Genomic DNA, 16,338 nt, shown 5'->3' on the forward strand with positions numbered 1-16,338 from the left:
TACCTTTTAAAGATATATCAAATTATAGCTATAAAATTATAATACCTACCTAACCAATATATAAACTCATTAAATTACTTACTTCATGCTAATAGGTTAGATCAAGCTTTTCTTGTTTATAAATGTAGGTTTGTTGTGTCTTAAAACCAAAGCCAATTGGCACCTTATCACTTACAAGCTTAATTTTACCGTTTTCTATTGTTAACCCCGGGCCTAAGATCTCTTGTACTTTGAATGGATTTTGAGCCCCCTTAACTCCAGGTCCAATCGATAAAAACTGGCTTTGTTCTATCACTTTTTCGCTAGTATTATCATCACAAAAGCCATCACTATTTCCATCGACACAACTATCACCAACACCAAAATAAAGTTGAGGCGTGTCTGGAACATCGTTCGAAGTTGTAAATTTTAAACTGTCATAGACTTTGGTGCCATAATGTAAATGAAAAGCATAAAGGCCGCCAGAACCACCAGTCAGTGAACATTGGTTTACAGTGGCTGTTGCAGGAGAAAAGCTAGTAAAATAAGCTACACCACCAATAACCGTACTTGCAGCTAGTGACTTTTCTCCCGAAGCCGGCAAGTTATAGTACCAACCTTTAAACTCACCGAGCGTTACTTCTAGCTCTGTGAATTTTTCAACATCATCAATAGCTTTGCCAAAAGGATCAGAATCTACATTCATTAAATCTGCTTGAGTGATCACGTCAGGAACATCAGTACCTTTAAATGATTTTGTCACGGTATTAATATCACGGATCATAAACAGTTGGTCATTTGCTGCAGTAGCAAGAGGCTTAGCACGGTTTCCACTACCAATTAATACTGCATCAAATGGCGTATCAATTCGCGTTTTAATCGTTTTCCCCTCAAAAGTGGTTTCTGATACTTTGCTGAACATCGTACGAGCAATCATTGGTTTGTAAAAAAAACGACGATCTTGAGTAGATAAAGAGCCACCTAGGCTCGCTAATTTAAAATGCGTCCACGGTTTTTGTGAGTCATTAGGGTTATTTGAAGGCATATCAACACGCCATATGTCACCACCGGTATCCGCTGCATACAATCTATCTACATAGCCATCATAATCTGAATCAAGAATACTAATATCTGAAGCGATGCTATGTTTCCCTAAAAAGCCATTTTCATTTGGAGTCAACGCCCATACTTTCTTACCCGTTTGTGCATCAACAATAAAAATTCCTCGTCCTCTACTATCATTAGTGCGCGAAACATTATCTTTATTTGTGTCATATCCCCCTGCAAAAACTAATACTGGGCGATCTTCATAACCAGCTAAATTGATGTAGGTTACGATAGGTTTTGACCACGTTTGACCAAGCTCTAAAAAGTCACCAGTTCCCCCTTTGATAGGCTCATCCCATAATAATTTCGGAGAGTTAGGGTTTGTAATATCAAGACCATAATAATAACTACCGCCACGTCTTAAACCAAAAAATGCCCAAACACGATCACTATCATTAACAACACCGTCTCCATTTTTGTCATCAAAGAAAACAGAAATAGCTCCGTCTACACCATAGACTTTTGTATCTGCTTGATTATCACGTAGCGGCTTGATAATTTTATATAGGCTTCTGGGAATAAACGCCCAACTTTCGCTTAACACATCGTTTTTATCTTGGAACATGTGCAAGTAACCCGCATTTGTTCCGATTAAAATACGTATATCATCGTTACCATAATCTATGGTTACAGGTTTAGAATGAAGTGGATCTCCAAAAATATCTTTCCGTGAATCAATGGTTGAACCATCATCGTTCTCATCATCAACATCAATACCTCTTGACCAGTTGATCAAATCTTCAACTTCTTCCGGAGCTGATTCAAAGTCAACTGCGGCCTTAGCGATTGTTCCATAATGAAAAACAACACGATAACGAGTAAAGTTAAGCATACGGCCATTAACATTGGTTAAAACTTTACGCCCCTCATTTGGTAGACTTGAAACACCAGACAAGTAGAGGTTAACCCCGCCTAATTCAACAGAATTACCATCTGCTCCTTCACCTTTTGGTAACCAAAATGTTCTGGCGTCTTTGTCGATGAGGCCATCAGGGTTAAGCGCAGGCTTGTTGGCTGAGTCAATAATTTTATCGCCCGAGACTTTCAGTTTTTTCAGGTTACCGCGCCACCTAGCTCCCTCTTTAGGGTAAAACATTGCGTAGTATATTGATTCTCTACTACGTGTTTGGTCAACATTGTTACTAGCAACAGAAGGAGCTGTAAAGCTGTCATTTACTTCCCTAATCTGAGTTATTGTATTTTTAAGTGCATCAGAAAGCTGATCAGCGGTATTTGCGTGAAGGTATTTCCCCCCTCCTAACTTTGCTGTCTCAGATAGTAAACGCTTACCGTTTTCGCTCATACCACTACCAAACCCGATAGTAAAAACGCGGCCTGTCTCATGGATCTCACTAGTCGAAGGAAATAAGTCAACTTTAACATTTTCCGAGCCATGAATTATTTGCGCAAGCTTGTGGAGGTATACACCCGCGATACGATCTGAGTCGCCCAAATAGCGGCCAAAATAAGATTGATACAGATTACTGATAGTGCCATCTTGTTCATTATCCGAACCTGAACTAGGATCACCATCTGTCATATAAATTACATTCACCGAGTGATCGCAACGCTTCACTTCCTCTGCGTTATCAAAAGGAGAAATGTACGAATAAGTGTAGTAACGATTCCACCACGGACCTGATAACGTTTTCTTCTCAACTGTGTTATCTCGCTGTACTTCGGGTACTTTTGTACCATAATATAAGCTTCTACCTGTGAGGTATAAGTATGCTTCCCAGAGTGTTTCTGTTAATGGGGTACCACCATCAGCAGGAAGTGTTGCTATAGTATTTTTTAAAAATGAGCCTGAAGCACCGATGCCAGCTAATACATAACCACCATCGAGTCCATTAAAACGCATTAAGCCAAAATCAATATCATCATTACCATCGATTAAATTCGAAATCGCATTTTGTGCGATACCTAATCGACTATCAGGGCATAGAATGTAACGCCCATATGAAACACCACAATTCAAACCGGAGCTGGTTGAAAACGCCATACTTCCAGAGGTATCAAACATAATGAGAACGCGAGGTTTCTCATCAAGCTTAACATTGTGATTAACATACAACTCTATATCTTCGGCATGAGATATTATGCTGAAAATTAATATAGAGCTGAGCACTAGTTTGCTAATTAAGTGTTGTATTTTCATCATAAATCTCCACTCTATACCTCGGTTAATGCTATTCTTATTGAGGAGAACCATGCCTAACTATGCATCACACTTATATACCGGCAAAGGTTACTTTCTCTAATCTTTAAGTGAAATTACACGCTGACAAAACTCTTAACAGTGACTCTCAATGTTAAAATTTTATTACAAGGTAAATTTAAAGTTTACTTTAGCAGAAGTATAACCAACTATTTGTCATTAAAACATAAGTAGTAAAAATAAATTTTATTTTAGGAAATAAAAGTGATGAGATATATAACGGACCAAGCACTTAATCAAGGAAGATTTAGACTAAGAAGTAAATTAGATATGTCAGAAAAATTAAAGGCACTATTTTTAATTAAAAGTAGTGCCTTTATTAGCTGAATAAAATTAAAAATAATTAAATTAGTTTATTCAATAAAGTAAATTTCATAGACTTATATCTCTACTGAGTTCTATCATACTTTTCTTGCTTGTAAATATAAGTTTGTTGAACATTAAATCCAAGCACCTCATCACTCAGTAATTTAATTTTACCATTTTCTATGGTTAGGCCAGGTCCAGTTACACCTTTTACTTCAAATGGTGTTTTCTGACCAACTAAACCAGGTCCTATCGTCATAAACTTACTTTTTCCATCCTTAGTTTCACCAAAAAATAATTGTGGAGTATCAGGTACATCAATGCCTGTGCTGAATTTTAATTCATCATATACTTTGGTTCCATAGTGTAAATGGAATGCATAAAGCCCGCCTGTACCACCACTTAGTGTGCATTGGTTTTCTTTATTATTCGCTGATGCGGGTGCAAAACTTGTAAAGTAAGCCACACCACCAATCACAGTGCTCGCAGCTAATGATTTTTCACCTTGAAGCGGTAAGTTATAATACCAGCCATTAAAACGTGCTAACTCAATCTCAAGCTTGACAAAACCTTCAACACTATCAAGTTTTTTGGCAAAAGGATCTGAGCTTACATTCATTAAATCTGATTGTGTGATAGTGTTCGGGACTTTATTCCCAGTGAAAGACTGAGTCAATGTATTTATATCACGGAGCATGAATAGTTGATCATTAACTGCTTTAGACAATGGCTGTGTTCTGTTGCCACTACCTATTAATACTGCATCGAAAGGCGTATCAACGCGAGTTACTGACGATTTACCATTTATAACCACTTCAGAGACTTTGCTATAAACACTTCTAGCAATAGTTGGTTTATAGAAAAAACGACGATCACTGCTAGTATGTGTCCCACCAAGGCTAGCAAGTTTAAAGTGCGTCCAATTCCGCGAATTATCTGTAGGCATATCCACCCGCCAAACATCTCCCCCCGTATCAGCTGCATACAAACGATCTATGTAGCCATCATAATCAGAGTCTAAAAGAGCAATATCTGATGCGATGCTGTGCTTTCCTTGAAAACCATTTTCTGAGGGGGTCAATGCCCAGATTTTTTTTCCTGTCTCAGCATCAACAATGTAAATTCCTCGCCCCTTTGAGTCATTAGTTCGTCGACTATTATCTTTATTAGTATCATAGCCAGCTCCAAAGATAAGCACAGGGCGGTCTTTATACCCTTTTAAATTAATATAAGCTATTTGCGCTTTTGACCAGCTTTGTGCCAACTCTTTAAAGGCACCAGAACCACCAACTATTGGCCCACCCCACATTACTCTTGGGGAGTTAGGATTAGTAATGTTAAGAGCATAGTATTCATTGCCTCCTCGCCTGAGACCAAAAAATGCCCAAACACGATCAGAAGATTGAACCACCCCATCATTATTTTTGTCATCAAAGAAAACGGAGATAGGTCCATCTACACCATATACTTTGGTATCTTTTTTATTATCTCTTAACGGTTTGATTATTTTGTATAAACTTCTAGGTATAAATGCCCAGCTTTCACTCAAGACATCATTTTTATCTTGAAACATATGCAAATAACCCGCATTAGTACCCACAAGGATACGAACATCATCATTACCATAATCGATTGTGACAGGTTTTGAATGTAGTGGATCACCGAAAGTATCAGTTCGAGAATCATCTACAGAGCCATCCTCATTTTCATCATCAACATCAAGGCCCCTTGACCAATTGATAAGGTCAAAAACTTCATCCGGATGCGACTCAAAAACAGTCGCTGCATTAAAACGATTACCGTAATGAATAATTACTCGGTAAGGAGTGAAATTTAGCATACGGCCAGATAAGTCAGATAAAACTTTTCTTCCTTGATTAGCTATGCTTGAAACATCAGATAAATAACGGTTGACCCCGCCTAAATCTACAGCATTTCCATCAGGGCTTTCACCCGCAGGAAGCCAAAAGGTAGTTGCGTTGTCATCAATTATACCATTACTATTTAGAGCTGCCCTGCCTTTTGCATCAATAATTGAATCACCCGATACCTTTAATTTTTTTAGGTTTCCTCGCCAACGAGCATTGGTATTCGGATAGAACATCGTATAGTACAATGCATCTCGACTGCGGGTTTGATCAGTATTATTAGACGCAATAGAAGGGGCTGTAAATGCACCGCTTTCTTCTCTGAGGGCTGCAAATGCTTTATCAATCGCTTCTGATAATGCCGCAGAACTATCCGCATAAAGGTAATCTCCTCCCCCAAACTCTGCCGTTTTTTCTAGAATCACTTCAGCTTGTTCTGTGATACCACTTCCAAACCCTATCGTATAAATAACACCTTGATCATGGATACTTGATGTCTTTTCATTCAAGTCAACTACTCTATCATCAGTACCATGAATCACTTTTGCTAGGGCTGCTAAATAACTATCTAAGTTATTTCCATACTTGTAGGTTGGTGCACTTTGAGAAAAATAATACTTATTTAAGCTCTCAATTTGGCTATTTCTGCCATCATCACTCTGTGGGGTACCATCTGAAATAAGTATTATATTTACTGTGTTATCACAGCGTTTGTCTTTTGTAATACTTGAGTCAAAAGGTGAAAGGTATTTTCCGCTTACTTCGGCACGTGTATCACGCTCTGTTGGGCTCACCAATAAACCATAATCAACATTTTGTCCTGTTAAATATAGGTAAGTTTCCCATAATGCCTCTGTAACGGGAGTCGAACCAGAAGCTCGTGTGGTACTAATTAGATTCTTTAACGTTTTATGATCTGTACCTAATCTCGCCTTTATGTAGCCCCCCTCAAATGCAGAGAATCGATTAAAGCCAAACTCCATATCAGGGTTATTATTGATTGTTTCGATAATGATGTCTCTCGCGGCCCCTATTCGGCTATCTGGACACTCTACATAATCTAGTAATGTATAATCAAAACAACCTATACCTGTTGCTGATGAATAACGCATACTCCCTGAAGTATCTAGAAGAAAAATTACGCGTTTTTTTTCAGTTAAACTTTTATCGTAGTTTACATAAAGCTCTGTATCGTCAGCGTATGTAGCTGTAATAAATACAAGCGTGCATAAAAGTAAATGCCTAAAGTTACTAATTTTCATTTTTACTCCCTCTCTAGCCACCCGTATTCAAGCTTGCCATCTCTTGCGCTACACCTGTTTTAATGGTTAAGGTGTGGATGCTTTTTCTTCCATAGGTAATCGTCGTGCTAACTTCGAGCATATTGCATGATATACCCGAGGTGAAGTTATACTTTCTCGGGCATGGCAAATCCAACTCACCGTTATTTAAATTAATCATTCTATTTGTGGAATCGCCAATAACTCCCAAATCAAAACCACCTTCAGGTATTTGTTCTGGTTTCTTAAAAAATGCACTACTTCTTCCAGCAGCAGCTTGATTTGCAATCACCTTCAGCACTGTGCCCATAACTTCATTTTCAGCAACTTCGCGCTCTTGTACCGCGGTGGTAATTTTAGCGTCAATACTGCTACTGTTCATTAAAGTCACTGCAATTCCTGTGACTGCAACAACCATAATTAGAGCAAGGATCAATACAATGCCTTGTTGCTTTTTAGGAGGATTTAAATGCGCCACAAATTTGCTCCTACATTGTTTAACCGAATAGTGGTTGTAAATACTGCACGACGGTAATCATCGTTAAATGTAAGTTTTCTACTGTTAGCACCTTCACCTAATGTATAAGTTTGATTTCTAATTTGTAAGTCGCCATCTGGCATTAATGATCTAGCAAGTAAAAATACTTGTACTGTCAAAATTCCACGCCTATTCTCCCAATCAGTAGCCGTCATTTGATTAATACTTTTATAGGTATCTACACGGCTGTTATTGGTTGTATCTAAGCCAAAAACAAACCGCATATCCTCAACTCCCTCCATAACTGTTTCTGCATACATCCCGCCTCCAGTAGTCAGCCTTTTTCGTTTTAGTACAGGGATCGAAACACGCTTCTTATTGAAGTAAACAGAGTCTTTTGAAACATAATAAACATTATGGCGGTAACGCCAAACGGTAGCATTTGTGTTAATGGAAGCTGCATTAATAGGTCCACGACTAAACATTGCAAATTCTTGCTCTGCTACAAAATAATATGAATTGTTGCTTGTGTACTTAGGCTCATTTTGAAAGCCTTCTAAAAACTTTAATTGTAATACATCCGTATTTGCTGCAGCGTCACGAATACAGCCCAGCGCGGAGGAGCCTGCAGCCTGCACTGCATAAATTGAACGAAAATTAGTACTAGAAGCTAGGTCAGGGAAACTACCGTTATTTAAACCAGCAGAGCAGTCAGGACTTGGATTTGCAACTAGATTAAGTTGCGTATTAGCAGCAGAAAAGGAATCCTCGTAAAAAGTGCCCCAAAAACCAACTTGCTCAATATCTCGCTGTAGTATATTAAGAGCTAATCTGCCTGTTTCTTGCAGCTCGCTAATCATCAATGTATCTTTTGTTGTGGCTTTCATGCTTATATAAGTAAACATAACACCACCTAAAACTAGGCCGCCAACAAATAAAGCAACCATCATTTCTACTAAGGTAAAACCTGTATACTTTTTCATATCAAGACCTTAAGTAAATATAGCTGTTGAGAACCACAAGGCGGCGACTATCATTTGCCGTGCCACATTTTTTCCCCTTATTTTCATCATTTGTTTTAAATTCTTGGCGCCCCTGCCAACTTACAACAACTTCAATTTCATACTCATTAGGGAGCCCTCCAGAGACTTTGGCCGTAGTAATACACACATTAGCCTGATCTAAAGCACCTGTATTTTCTCTCGCACGAATAGCTCGTACCCATTGTTGCATATCAAGAGCAGCGATTTGTTGTGAAGAACAGGAAGACTGGTAACATGGCGAAACTTTCTGCAGTGCTGTTTGACTATTGAAATTTTTTTGATACAAATTCGCAAAGCTTGCAGTATCATTTGCCCTCATACGTTGAATAATATCGTTGCCCAATGAAATTGCCGCTGAACGCTGCATAGCATCAAAACTTGCTTGCTTTGCTTTCGCTTGAAGCGCGATAGCACCTAATAAACCAAGGCTCAATATAATAAATGCAATGAGCACCTCGATTAAGGTAAAGCCCTGTTGATGAGAGTTATTTTTCATAATGAACGTGGCTAATAAATTGACATACCTTAAGCATAAGAAGCCTAAAAATAATAGCAATAGGTGTATGTATAAACGGTCAATATGTTAGATGAACGGTCAGTGAAACTTTCGCTCCTAGTTACCCAATGCCGCTTTTACCGCTTTTAATTCCCGACGACTAACAGTTAAAGGCTCTTCTAGTTGGTTCATAATTAAAGTATGCCCACTAGGCTGTCGGCTGTTTAAACTATAAATATGTTGCTTATTTACAAGGGTATTACGATGTATTCGCAATAATTGTATAGGGAAAGTACGCTCGAGTTGTTTAAGGCTCTGTTCAATGATTGCTTCGCCCCCTTCGAATACGACACGAGTATATTTTTGTTCCGCAATGCAACAAATCACATTCTCAATATTTACTCTGCGCAATACACCACCGAGCTGATAACTTATGTAGCTTTTAGCTGAGTCACTTAATTGAGTTCGATTAAGCTTGCTAAGTTGCGATAATGTTTGATTAAGCGAAGACTCAGAAACTGGTTTTACTAAATAACCATCAGCACAGAGTTGGAATGCTTCTAGTGCGTGCTCAGGGTGAGCTGTAAGAAATACGATGGCAGGTGGTATAGTTAATTGCTTTAATGTCGCAGCAACCTCCAGTCCATTAAGCTTGGGCATATTAATATCGAGTAGCACGACATCAGGCTGTAACTGTTTACAATATTCAATTGCCTGTTCGCCATTACAGGCATCACCAATCACTGTATAATTACTATGCTCTGACAATAATCGTGAAATACGTGCTCGAGCTAGCGGTTCATCATCAACAATTAATACTTTTATCATGCTGTTTTCTACCTTGGTAATACAAGTTTTACCCTAAATATTCCATCGCGATGAGTGGTTGTTATTGTTGCCTTTCGTTGATAAAACAGTGATAAGCGTTCACGAATATTATCAAGTGCCATACCATTACCCGACCTTTCATTCATGACGTTCTTCACTACTGGGTTAGTAATAATAAATGTGTAAGTTTTATCAGACTGGTGCATTTCGACATTTATTTCACCGTGCTCTGCTGTCTCGATCCCATAAAATACTGCATTCTCAATAAGAGGTTGGAGAGTCAAACATGGGATATCGATATCAGGTAGTTTATCAAGTAACTGCCAGTTTACTGTTAGCCGTTCTCCGTAACGCCATCGCTCTAGTGCTATATATTGTTGGCATAGTGTTATTTCATCGGTAAGTAAAATAGCTTTACCACTTTTCATAGCAGCCTGAGAGAGTGCTGCTAATGCAAGAATGGCTTGTTCCGCGGCCACCACATCATAGTGGGTTAGCTCAGCAGCAGTATTCAAACTATTAAATAGGAAATGAGGACGAATGCGGGCTTGAAGCGCATCTAATTTGGCTTTAGCCAGAGCTTTTGTTTGCTGCTCCTTTTGATTATGCATCAGCAAAAATTGAACAAAAAGCACTGTAACCAAAAAAATTATCAGTAGATTACTCACAATAAAGTGCGTCTTAGATACCATTTCAAAGATATCTGCGAATACGTTAAGTACTGCAAAGCTATACAAGTATGTAAAAATCAGTAAAACAATTACTAAGATAGATAACTGTACTGCCTGAGATAATTTAGCAAGTACAGACCGTGAGAGATAAAGACAAGAAAGACTAGATAAGAAAATAAGGTGCAAAAAGAAACTAAAAATGGCCAGACGTAACCAGACATCACCAAAACTTAACGGTGAAAACGCCAATAAAATAGCAATAACTTGACTGACGATAAGTATGGCGAGCACACCACGGGATTGGAAAAGAGCCGCAATCAGCAAGCCGTGTGAATTTGGCTGTTTGCTCATGGGCTCCTCTTTTAACTGTTGACTACTATTTGCTTAGATTAGCGTAGCTCAACAGGAACGGCAAATACTATGTTCTCTTCTTCACCAGGATTTTCAACAACTTGATTACCACCTAATTCTTTTAAACGAGTAATAACCTGTTGAACTAAAACTTCTGGCGCAGATGCCCCAGCAGTCACACCTACGGCATTTACATTGTTAAACCAATCCGCTTCAACATTACTTGCATCATCAATTAAATAAGCAGTGGTGCCCATTTTGTCAGCAAGCTCACGTAAACGATTTGAGTTAGAACTATTTTTAGCCCCTACTACAAGCAGTACATCCACTTTATCAGCTAAGTCACGAACCGCATCTTGACGGTTTTGCGTAGCATAACAAATGTCGTCTTTACGCGGGCCATCAATGGCCGGAAACTTAGTACGTAGTGCATCAATCACATCTGCCGTATCATCAACAGATAACGTGGTCTGGCTACAGTAAAAAAGGTTTTCAGGATTTTTAACAGATAAAACGGCAACATCTTCAGGGGTTTCTACTAAGTAAATACCGCCCGCTTCGTTGTCGTACTGACCCATAGTACCTTCAACCTCAGGATGGCCATGGTGACCAATCAATACACACTCAATACCTTTACGGCTGGCTCGTGTTACTTCCATATGTACTTTTGTTACCAGTGGGCAGGTTGCATCGAACACTTTAAGGTCGCGACGTTTTGCTTCACTTCGAACGGCTTGCGATACACCATGCGCACTGAAGATAACAATACTATCGTCAGGAACCTGATCTAGCTCTTCAACAAAAACTGCACCGCGATTTTTTAAGCCATCAACAACATATCGATTGTGAACCACTTCATGACGCACATAGATTGGCTTTTCAAAGATATCGAGTGCGCGCTCCACAATACTAATTGCACGGTCGACACCAGCGCAAAAACCACGTGGATTCGCTAATAAAATATCCATTAACCTGTTACCTCTAAAATATCGACTTCAAAGGTTAAGCGCTGCCCTGCAAGTGGGTGATTAAAGTCAATTGTGACCGACTCACCTTGAACTTCACGAACAAGACCGGGTAACTCAGTGCCATCAGGCTGAGTAAAGGCAATAATGTTACCTACTTCAGCAGGGGTATCTGCACCAAACTTACTGCGATCCACATAATAAATGTTATCTGGATTTGGCTGACCAAATGCATCTTCAGGCTCTAATGCAAATGACTTGCTGTCACCGGCGGCTAAACCTAGTAAACATTTTTCAAAGTTTTCTGTCAGGCTACCATCACCCATTCGCAATTTTGCAGGTTTATTATGTACCTTAGTTGAGTCGGCTGCAGAGCCATCTTCTAACTTAATTGAGAAATGAAAGATCACTTCAGAGTTTTCACCAATTACAGCTTGGCTCATGCTTGTTGCTCCTTCGGACTTTCGCCTGTGAAGGCATCAAATAATAGTAATGCGGCACCGATACAAATTGCGCAATCGGCAATATTGAAAACAGGAAAGTGCCAGTTTTCGTAATATACATGCAAAAAATCAATAACATAGCCATAAGCAATGCGGTCATACAAATTGCCAATTGCACCGGCTAATACTAACGCATATGCAGAACATAATACCTTGTTCGTCGCGGGTAAGCGTTTAAGCCACCATACTAAAAGAACACTGATCGTTACCGCTATTATGCTAAAAAACCAACGCTGCCAACCACCTGAATCACTTAAAAAGCTAAATGCCGCACCATAGTTATGTACGTAGGTAAAATTAAAGAAAGGCAGAATATCTATCGACTCTTTGTAGGCCATGGTATTAACAACAAGTGTTTTTGTCGCATGGTCTACTACTAAAAGTAGTAGACTCAGCCATAGCCAAACTAAGCCACTTTTTCCGGCTAGTTTGCTCACAAACAACTCCTACGCGAACTGACGCTGTTCACCATCGCCGTCAACATTGCTAACACAACGACCACAGATTTCAGGATGCGCTGGCTCTGCACCTACATCATCACAGTAATGCCAACAACGCTCACATTTTTCAGCGGTTGTTGCAGCAACTTTAATGAATAAACCATCAATTTCTGTAGCTTGAGTACCTTCAGGTTGTGCTGTCACAGTTTCAACAGTTACGCCCGAAGTTAATAGCACAAAGCGCAGCTCATCACCTAACGCAGCTAATTTCGAACTTAGCTCTTCACCTGCGTAAATACTTACGTTTGCTTGTAATGTTGCACCAATGATTTCTTCTTTACGAGCCGCTTCTAGTACTCGGTTTACTTCATCACGAACATTAAGGATTGTTAACCAATCATCGTTGCTGAACTTACCTTGTGAAGAGGCTTGTAAACCATCATACCAAACTGAAGTGAACACAAAATTATCACGTTCGCCTGGTAATGCTTCCCAAATTTCTTGTGCAGTAAAGCTTAAAATCGGTGCCATCCAACGCGTCATTGCTTCAGCAATGTGGTAAAGCGCAGTTTGACATGAACGACGGGCATGGCTATCGCTTTTCGCTGTGTATTGACGATCTTTGATTACGTCTAAGTAGAACGAACCAAGTTCACCAGTACAGAAGTTCATTAGCTTTTGCGTTACAAGCAGCATTTGATACTTATCGTAAGCCGCTAAAATTTCATCTTGAAGCTCAGCTGCACGGCCCACAATCCAACGATCAAGCTCAACCATGTCTTCAATCGCAACTTTATCGGTTTTTGGATCAAAACCATTAAGGTTCGCAAGTAAGTAACGGCTTGTGTTACGAATACGACGGTAACGGTCAGCAGAACGTTTAAAGATTTCATCAGATACAGTCATTTCTGCTGTAAAGTCAGTTGATGCAACCCATAAACGTAAGATGTCAGCACCTAGTTTGTTCATCACGTTTTGTGGCGAAATTACATTGCCTAATGATTTAGACATCTTGCGGCCGTTTTCATCAACTGTGAAACCGTGTGTTAACACTTGCTTATATGGCGCATGACCATTGATAGCAACCGAGGTCATCATTGACGACATAAACCAACCACGGTGTTGGTCTGAGCCTTCTAAGTAAAGATCAGCAGGACCGGTTAAATCTTCACGTGCATCAACCACACATGCGTGAGTCACACCTGAGTCAAACCATACATCTAACGTATCTTGTACTTTCATGTATTGCTCAGCGTCATCGCCAAGTAAGGTTGCAGGGTCTAAGTCATACCAAGCTTGAATACCTGATTTCTCAACCAGTTTTGCGGCTTCTTCGATTAGCTCTTGCGTATTTGGGTGAAGCGCACCTGTGTCTTTATCAACAAATAATGCAATTGGCACACCCCATGTACGTTGACGTGAAATACACCAATCAGGACGGCCTTCAACCATGTTTGCAATGCGGCTCTCGCCCCACTCAGGCAACCACTCAGTCTTTTTGATTTCGTTTAATGAATCTTGACGAAGGTTAGCTTGGTCCATACTTACGAACCACTGTGGCGTGGCACGGAAGATAATAGGTGTTTTATGACGCCAGCAATGTGGGTAGCTATGTGTAAGCGCATGATGGTGTAATAACGCATTGTTTTCAGTTAATACGTCAATAACGCTCGCATTTGCTTTAAATACGTGCTGACCAGCAAACATCGGTGTGTCAGGTAAGTAAACACCGTTTGCACCAACAGGGTTAGCAACTTCTAAACCATAAGCAAGACCTGCCGCGAAATCCTCTTGACCGTGACCAGGCGCAGTATGAACAACACCAGTACCAGAATCAGTCGTTACGTGATCAGCAACAATTACAGGCACTGTGAAGTCATAGAACGGGTGAGCAACCTGTAAATTCTCAAGTGCCGCACCTTTTACATAACCTAGTACATGGTAATGCTTAAAGCCATAACGGTCCATTGCATCTTTTACTAGCTCTGAACCTAAAATTAAACGCTGCTGTGCGCCTTCGTCATCAACTTGAACTAGGGCATATTCAAGCTTTTCGTGAACTGCTACTGCACGGTTAGCTGGTAATGTCCAAGGTGTAGTTGTCCAGATAACAGTACTAACTGCACCGCTACCTTCATGGCCTTCGGCAAGTTCAAACGCATTGATTACTGCCTCTTGATCAGCAAATTCAAAACGCACATCGATTGCTGGTGACTGTTTATCTTGGTATTCAACCTCTGCTTCAGCAAGTGCTGAACCACAATCTGTACACCAGTGAACAGGCTTAGCACCTTTATGTAAGTGACCATTTTTAATGATGCGACCAAGTACGCGAATAGCATTCGCTTCAAAGTCAAAGTTCATTGTTAGGTAAGGCTTGTCCCAATCACCAAACACACCAAGACGTTTGAAGTCTGTTTTTTGACCTTCAACTTGTTTCTTAGCGTATTCGCGACACTTTTCACGGAACTCAGCAGCAGACACTTTCACACCTGGCTTGCCTACCTTCTTCTCAACCATTAACTCAATTGGTAAACCGTGACAATCCCAACCAGGCACATAAGGTGCATCAAAGTCAGACAAGGTTTTTGACTTAACAATAATATCTTTAAGAATTTTGTTTACCGAGTGGCCTAAATGGATATCACCGTTTGCATACGGAGGGCCGTCATGCAAAATGAAGGTTTTTTTACCTTTTTTAGCGCTGCGAATTTGACCATAAAGATCGTCTTCATACCATGTCTTAAGCATCTTTGGTTCACGTTGAGCCAAATTGCCGCGCATTGGAAACGCTGTTTCCGGTAAATTCAAAGTATGTTTGTAGTCGCTCATTAATCCTACTTTCCGTATCGGCTACCTAATTTAAACCAAAACACTGCTTAGCGGCGGTCACATCATCTGCAATCTGCGCCGTCAGTTGTGTTAATGTCTCGAATTTTTTCTCATCGCGAAGCTTTTTAATTAGCTCCACGTGCATAAATTGTCCATAAATGTCTTGCGCAAAGTCGAACAGATGAACCTCTAACAAAGCGCGTGTTCCATTAAATGTGGGTTTGTTGCCAATATTTGCAACCCCAAATAATTCTTTTTCGCCAACTTTTGCTCGTACCGCGAACACCCCATTTACAGGGCATACTTGGCGTTTTAATGCTATATTGGCCGTTCTGAACCCTAATTCACGACCTTTTGCCCAGCCATGAATAACACGTCCAGAAATTGCATAACCATGACCTAACATGGTTTTTGCGTCTTCTAATTGCCCTGCAGCAAGTGCCTGGCGAATAAGAGTACTGCTCACTCTATCATTGAGCCTGCGAAAACTTGCAGTACTTTTCACATCCATGTTTAACTCAGCACCCATTGCTTTAAGCAACGCAAAATCACCACGGCGCCGCTTTCCAAAGCAAAAGTCATCGCCTACAGTCAGAGCTTTTACACCTAACTTATCAACCAATACTTGGCTTACAAACTGCTCTGCTTCCATATTGGCAAATTGCTGATTGAAGCTAATGCAAGTCACTCGCTCCACTCCCAGTTTAGCAAGTAAGCTAAGCTTATCACGTAGTCGAGTTAAACGCGCTGGAGCATTATCTTTAGCAAAAAATTCTTGTGGCTGAGGCTCAAATAACATCACGGTACTTGGCAATTGATGCTTTTCTGCGTCTTGCAGCAAGCCTTTAATCACTTCTGCATGACCTAAGTGCACACCATCAAAATTACCAATGGTCAACACACAACCATAATGCTGCGCGCGAATATTGTGAATACCTCTAATTAACTCCATGCCACCTTTTTGCCTTTATCA

General features: G+C 40.0%; 12 protein-coding genes. All 12 read right to left on the bottom strand.

Annotated features, from left to right (window positions below):
• Positions 1 to 88: 88 nt before the first annotated feature.
• The 12 genes from AAEU31_RS08490 to ribF all read right to left on the bottom strand — a co-directional run bounded on the left by AAEU31_RS08490 (position 89) and on the right by ribF (position 16,317).
• Positions 89 to 3,247, bottom strand: coding sequence for a pilus assembly protein (locus tag AAEU31_RS08490; protein WP_421966975.1), 3,159 nt, complete (start codon positions 3,245 to 3,247; stop codon positions 89 to 91).
• Between the two features lie 445 nt (positions 3,248 to 3,692).
• The gene (locus tag AAEU31_RS08495; protein ID WP_421966976.1) at positions 3,693 to 6,740 is read right to left on the bottom strand and encodes a PilC/PilY family type IV pilus protein; all 3,048 of its coding nucleotides are present in this window, start codon (positions 6,738 to 6,740) and stop codon (positions 3,693 to 3,695) included.
• 13 nt (positions 6,741 to 6,753) lie between these two features.
• Positions 6,754 to 7,176 carry a pilus assembly protein PilX gene (locus tag AAEU31_RS08500; protein ID WP_421967029.1) on the bottom strand — a complete coding sequence of 141 codons (423 nt, stop codon included), beginning with the start codon at positions 7,174 to 7,176 and terminating at the stop codon, positions 6,754 to 6,756.
• A gap of 47 nt (positions 7,177 to 7,223) precedes the next feature.
• Positions 7,224 to 8,219 (bottom strand): PilW family protein, encoded by a 996-nt coding sequence (locus tag AAEU31_RS08505; RefSeq protein ID WP_421966977.1) that lies wholly within the window; start codon positions 8,217 to 8,219, stop codon positions 7,224 to 7,226.
• Between the two features lies 1 nt (position 8,220).
• Positions 8,221 to 8,775: a type IV pilus modification protein PilV gene (gene pilV, locus AAEU31_RS08510; RefSeq protein ID WP_421966978.1), complete on the bottom strand. Its 555-nt coding sequence runs from the start codon at positions 8,773 to 8,775 to the stop codon at positions 8,221 to 8,223.
• Positions 8,776 to 8,892: 117 nt separating this feature from the next.
• On the bottom strand, positions 8,893 to 9,603 hold the full coding sequence (locus AAEU31_RS08515) for a LytR/AlgR family response regulator transcription factor (RefSeq protein WP_421966979.1): 711 nt from the start codon (positions 9,601 to 9,603) through the stop codon (positions 8,893 to 8,895).
• 8 nt (positions 9,604 to 9,611) lie between these two features.
• Positions 9,612 to 10,625, bottom strand: a complete 1,014-nt coding sequence (locus AAEU31_RS08520) for a sensor histidine kinase (RefSeq protein WP_421966980.1) — start codon at positions 10,623 to 10,625, stop codon at positions 9,612 to 9,614.
• Between the two features lie 38 nt (positions 10,626 to 10,663).
• On the bottom strand, positions 10,664 to 11,593 hold the full coding sequence (gene ispH, locus AAEU31_RS08525; RefSeq protein ID WP_138556832.1) for a 4-hydroxy-3-methylbut-2-enyl diphosphate reductase: 930 nt from the start codon (positions 11,591 to 11,593) through the stop codon (positions 10,664 to 10,666).
• Entirely contained in the window at positions 11,593 to 12,033 is a 441-nt protein-coding gene (gene fkpB, locus AAEU31_RS08530; RefSeq protein WP_135925593.1) for an FKBP-type peptidyl-prolyl cis-trans isomerase, read from the bottom strand. The genes ispH and fkpB overlap by 1 nt, the downstream gene beginning before the upstream one ends.
• A complete protein-coding gene (gene lspA / locus AAEU31_RS08535; protein ID WP_135925595.1) occupies positions 12,030 to 12,530 on the bottom strand; it encodes a signal peptidase II in 501 nt (166 codons plus the stop codon). Before lspA ends, fkpB begins: the two co-directional genes overlap by 4 nt.
• Before the next feature lie 9 nt (positions 12,531 to 12,539).
• Entirely contained in the window at positions 12,540 to 15,365 is a 2,826-nt protein-coding gene (gene ileS, locus AAEU31_RS08540; protein ID WP_421966981.1) for an isoleucine--tRNA ligase, read from the bottom strand.
• Between the two features lie 25 nt (positions 15,366 to 15,390).
• On the bottom strand, positions 15,391 to 16,317 hold the full coding sequence (ribF, locus tag AAEU31_RS08545; RefSeq protein WP_421966982.1) for a bifunctional riboflavin kinase/FAD synthetase: 927 nt from the start codon (positions 16,315 to 16,317) through the stop codon (positions 15,391 to 15,393).
• Between the last annotated feature and the right edge of the window lie 21 nt (positions 16,318 to 16,338).

It is taken from the genome of Pseudoalteromonas thalassia (genome assembly GCF_049257215.1).
GTDB classification, from domain to species: Bacteria; Pseudomonadota; Gammaproteobacteria; order Enterobacterales; family Alteromonadaceae; genus Pseudoalteromonas; species Pseudoalteromonas lipolytica_C.